Consider the following 4,719-nt stretch of genomic DNA (forward strand, 5'->3'; position numbering starts at 1 on the left):
TCAGGCAGCCATGGCCATGTCCAGTTCAGGCAGGGGGATTTCCTGCGCGACATAGTCGTGATAGAGGGCGGTGGTGTAGAGCAGGCGCATCTGGGCACCGATCTCGCAGATCTTGAGGCAGCGCTGCTGCAGCTCCGGGGTGTTGGCGTGTTCCAGCACGATCTGGTAGCCGCGTTCGCCGTGGATTTCATCGGAAACGATATGCAGGTCGAAGAATTCGACTTCCTCGTCGGTGAAGTTGTACTTGTCGCGCAGGGTGGGGGTCTGCTTGCGGTAGATCGACGGCACTTGGGATTCCAGGCCAACGACCAGGCCGGCGACGGCCACGACGGGGTCTTCGCGCATGGCTACCGCGTAGCACCAGCTTTGCAGGCCACGGGTGGTGGGCGACATGTTGTCGGGGTCGACCACGCGCTCGCGGGTGGTGCCGCAGGCTTCGGCAAAGCGGATCAGGAGGTCGGTGTGGCGGTCGCCGCCGATTTCTTCCTCATACATATTGGCTAGCAGGAAGTCCTTGGCTTCGGTGAAGCGGTCGGGGGTGCGGGCGTAGATGTAGGCGAGGTAGTCGGCGAAGGGGCCGACGTAGTGATAGTGGTTCTCGGCCCAGCGGGCGAGGTGGTCGCGGGAGAGTTTGCCGCTGGCCCAGGCCACGCTGAAGGGGGCTTTGTTGGCGCTTTTGCCCTTGATGGCGTTTTCAAGGGCGGCACGGAAATCATCACGGTTCATCAGTTCGGCCATCGGGGGCTCCTGGGGATACGAGTTCAGGGTTGTGGGGGACTGCGTGGCCGCACCACGTAACGTGAGTCAAGCGGCTCTGGCTTCACCCGCGGCCTCGATCTGCCGGTAGGCGAAGCCCGCCAGCGCCACATCCTCCAGCCCCACGCCCACGGACTTGTAGATCAAGATGTCCGTGTCATTGCCGCGCGGCTTCACGCTGCCGGTCACCACATCGGCTAGCTCGACGACCTTGTCGGCCGGCAGCACGGCGGGATCCGCCAGCACGATGTCCCCGGCCTCGCGCATGGATTGGGGGCGCCACTCCACTACCAGCCGGGCCGCGCGGGAGAGCGCCACGTCGTCCAGCTCGCGGGTGTGCGGCAGGCTCGACCCGATGGCCGCGACGAAGGCGCCGGGCTTGAGGGAATGGCCGGAGAACAACGGCGTGGTGGAGCGCGAGGCGGTGACCACGATGTCGGCCTGGGCCACGGCCTGGTCCGGCTCGGCAAGGTCGACCGGGATGCCGCACTGCCGCGCCAGGCGCTCGGGCATGGCGGCATCGGCATACGGGTCGGACAGCAGGATGCGCTTGAGCGGCAGGGCGGCGGCGAGCTGGCGGGCATGCTGCACGCCTTGCGTGCCGGCGCCGAACAGCGCCAGCACTTCGGCTCCCGGCCGCGCCAGGTACCGGGCGGCCAGCACCGAGCAGGCAGCCGTGCGCAGCCGGGTGATCGCGCCCGCATCGAACGATGCCAGCGGCCGGCCGTCCTCGGTGGAGAAGATCAGGATGACAAAGGAAAACTGTCCCTTGATGGTGGTGTAGACCTTGGCGCCGGCCACCTGCTGCTCGGGAATCACCGCGCCCAGCGTGGACAGCTTGACGCCGCCGGCCTCGGTACGGATACGCTCCTGCATGGCGGCCTTGCCTTGGCCGAAGCTGCGGAAAGCGTCCAGCATCACTTGCTGGGCGTCAGCGGGGCTGACGTGGCGGTCGATCATCTCATCGGTGATATGCAGCATGGTCTATTTCCTGGCGTGGCGGGAATGGAGGGGAGCGTAGGGTCTAAGGTGAGGCGGGAAGAGGCGTCAGGCGGGCAGGGCGAGCTTGACCAGCACGCCAATGGCGCCGGCCGTGCACAGCGCCAGCAGCAGCTTGCGCACGGCCTTGGCCGAAAAGCGGTTCTTGAGGTGATTGGACACCGCAAAGCCGATCAGCAGCATGGGCGACAGGCTCAGGCTGAGCCACAGGTCCACCAGCCCGAAACGGCCGGCGGCAGCCAGCATGGCTAGCGAAAACGCCGCGCCGGCGCACAGGATGCAGCCGATGGTGGCGCGCAATTGCGGCGGCGGCAGGTGCTGCATGACGATGGCAAAGGGCGGCGCGCCCGCCGAGGTGACCGTGCCCATGAAGCCAGAGGCGGCACCCGCCACCGCCATGTTCAGGCCGGATGCCTGCACCCGCCAGCCCAGCAGGCTCAGCGCCACCGCAGCCAGGATCGACAGCGCGAACACCAGCGCCAGCACTTCGGCCGGCAGTTGCGTCATCGCCGCCACCGCCACCACCGTGCCCGCCGCACGGCCAGCCAGGGCATTGCCCGCCGTGCGCCAGGCAATGGCACGGAACTCGCGTATCGCACCCAGCAACGAGACCAGCCCGCCCATGGCCAGCAAGGGGCCTGGGGCCAGTTGCGGGAAAAACAGCACGGCCACCGGCGCCGACACCATCGAGAAGCCGATCCCGCCTACGCCTTGCAGGCAGGCGCCGCACAGGATCAGCGCACCCATCAGGCCGAATTGCCAGGCGGTGGTGCCGGCGGGAAGAAGGGTGGAAAGTGTCATGGCGGCTTGGATTGGAGTCACGGATCGCACTCTGCGCCATCGGTGATGGCATCCTGATGATGCGACAAATTGGTATACAGTCTACATAAAATTCAAATGAAAGACATCTGGAATCGGCCGAATGGACGCCGCTGGCTCGCAAAAGGTGCCTGTCATCCCTGTTTTGGCGCGAAAAAATAAGGGTTTGCACCAGATTGGGTGGATTCCCTAGTCCCGGTAGATTTCGCTTGTTTTGATGCAGATCAAGAATATAGTATACGTTCATGGGGCGCCCATAACCCCACAAGACAAAAACGATGGTCTCTACAGATAAAGATCCAAGGGGAATACATGCAACACGAAGCGGTGATTGGCGCAGCACACTGGATCTACCTGGCGGGCGTGGCAGTGATCGTCCTGACCATGATCCTGCGGGCCAATGTGGTCGTGCCGTCGATTCTGGGTACGTTTCTGGTGGTGTTCGCGCTGACCGGTAGCCCGGTCTCGGCGCTGGGAGGCATTTTTTCGGCAAGCCTGGTGGCGGCCAAGGAGTTGTTCAACATCTTCCTGGTCATCGCTTTCATGACGGCGCTGCTCAACTCGCTGAAGACGCTGCGCTCGGATATCCGCATGGTGGAGCCGTTCCGGGTGGTGATGAAAAACGGCCATTCCGCGTTCTTTATCCTGGCCGGCATTACCTACGTGATTTCGCTGTTCTTCTGGCCCACGCCGGCGGTGCCGCTGGTCTCGGCCATCCTGCTGCCGGCAGCGATCGCGGCCGGCCTGCCGCCGCTGGCGGGCGCCATGGCCATCGCGATTGCTGGGCAGGGCATGGCGCTGTCGTCCGACTATGTGATTGGCGTGGCGCCTGGGATCAGCGCCAAGGCAGCCGGCGCCGCGGTCAGCGCGGTGGTGGTCGCCGATCGCGCGCTGGTGCTGTCGATCATTACCGGCGCCATCGCGCTGACCCTGGCCTATCTGTCGATGCGCAAGCACATCGTGCCTGCCAGCGGCGCCTTGCTGATCCATTGGCAAGCGCGCGCGGGCGGCGCCGTGGAAAAGGCCGAGCACGCGGGCACCTTCGACAAGGCCGAGATCGCGCGCGGCACCGAGCACGACGAGCCGCTCGTCACCGATGCCAACATCGAGCGCAGCCTGGCCATGCTGGCGCTGCGCCGCGTCAAGTGGTCCAAGTGCTTCGCGGTGGTGACGCCGCTGGCCTTCCTGGCGGTGGTGGCCGTGATGGTGCTGCCGAAGATGGGTTCGGGCCTGCCGGAGTTGAAGGGCGGCGATGCGGCCGCGCTGGTTGGCGGCGTTGCGGCGCTGCTGATGATGCTGGCCACGCTGGCGGCGGAAGGCCCGCGCAAGATGCTCGATGTGTGCCCCGAGCACATCACCGATGGCTTTGTCTTCGCCTTCAAGGCCATGGGCTCGGTGCTGCCAATCGCCGGCTTTTTCTTTGTTGGCGCCGGCGAGACCGCGGCGCAGATCCTGGGCGTCAGCGCCGACAAAGCACCCAGCCTGCTGTTCGAACTGATCCAGGCTTACCAGCACATGATTCCGGATAACCATGTGCTGGTGGCGTTCGGCGTGCTGCTGGTGGGCATGATCACTGGTATCGACGGCTCGGGTTTTGCCGGCCTGCCGCTGACCGGCACGCTGGCCGGCGCGTTGGGCCCGGTGGTGGGCTTCGATTCCGCCACGCTGGCGGCAATCGGGCAGATGGGCGCGGTGTGGACGGGCGGCGGCACGCTGATTGCATGGTCCTCCCTGATTGCGGTGGCCGGATTTGCCCGGGTGCCGGTGCTCGATGCGGTGCGCGCCTTGCTGTTGCCGGTGCTGATCGGGCTGTGCGTATCCACCGTTTGCGCCATGTTCCTCTGGCGCTGAACCTGTTGCATTGAGCCGCCAGGAGCGAGGCCATCCGTGCCTCGCTTTTTTTATTCCTGAGGCGCGAATACCTTCTTCACAAAAACAGTAGATAGTATACAATCTACATCAGGGTATCGGATGGCACGGATAAAGCCACCCGGACCACGCCACGCAGTCCCCCACAACCCTGAACTCGTATCCCCAGGAGCCCCCGATGGCCGAACTGATGAACCGTGATGATTTCCGTGCCGCCCTTGAAAACGCCATCAAGGGCAAAAGCGCCAACAAAGCCCCCTTCAGCGTGGCCTGGGC

4 protein-coding genes and 1 pseudogene are annotated in these 4,719 nt (G+C 65.0%); 2 read left to right on the forward strand and 3 right to left on the reverse strand.

Annotation, left to right across the window (positions count from 1 at the left end; all coding sequences use genetic code 11):
- From AC1DQR_RS39940 to AC1DQR_RS39950, 3 genes are all read right to left on the reverse strand, one after another.
- Positions 1-738 carry a TenA family transcriptional regulator gene (locus tag AC1DQR_RS39940; RefSeq protein ID WP_477135098.1) on the reverse strand — a complete coding sequence of 246 codons (738 nt, stop codon included), beginning with the start codon at positions 736-738 and terminating at the stop codon, positions 1-3.
- A 66-nt stretch (positions 739-804) separates the two neighbouring features.
- Positions 805-1,737, reverse strand: coding sequence for an ornithine cyclodeaminase family protein (locus AC1DQR_RS39945; RefSeq protein WP_416052224.1), 933 nt, complete (start codon positions 1,735-1,737; stop codon positions 805-807).
- A gap of 66 nt (positions 1,738-1,803) precedes the next feature.
- On the reverse strand, positions 1,804-2,556 hold the full coding sequence (locus AC1DQR_RS39950) for a sulfite exporter TauE/SafE family protein (protein WP_416052225.1): 753 nt from the start codon (positions 2,554-2,556) through the stop codon (positions 1,804-1,806).
- 330 nt (positions 2,557-2,886) lie between these two features.
- On the opposite strand from AC1DQR_RS39950, the gene AC1DQR_RS39955 reads away from it, so the two are divergent.
- Positions 2,887-4,425, forward strand: coding sequence for a hypothetical protein (locus tag AC1DQR_RS39955; RefSeq protein ID WP_477135099.1), 1,539 nt, complete (start codon positions 2,887-2,889; stop codon positions 4,423-4,425).
- 196 nt (positions 4,426-4,621) lie between these two features.
- Positions 4,622-4,719, forward strand: a pseudogene (locus AC1DQR_RS39960) (TenA family transcriptional regulator); the annotation flags it as partial.

This window comes from Cupriavidus sp. 05L411 (assembly GCF_056398045.1).

Bases quoted from the DNA above. Each gene is read 5' to 3' on its own strand.
- AC1DQR_RS39940 (WP_477135098.1), bottom strand. From the start codon at position 738: ATGGCCGAACTGATGAACCGTGATGATTTCCGTGCCGCCCTTGAAAAC.
- AC1DQR_RS39945 (WP_416052224.1), bottom strand. From the start codon at position 1,737: ATGCTGCATATCACCGATGAGATGATCGACCGCCACGTCAGCCCCGCT.
- AC1DQR_RS39950 (WP_416052225.1), bottom strand. From the start codon at position 2,556: ATGACACTTTCCACCCTTCTTCCCGCCGGCACCACCGCCTGGCAATTC.
- AC1DQR_RS39955 (WP_477135099.1), top strand. From the start codon at position 2,887: ATGCAACACGAAGCGGTGATTGGCGCAGCACACTGGATCTACCTGGCG.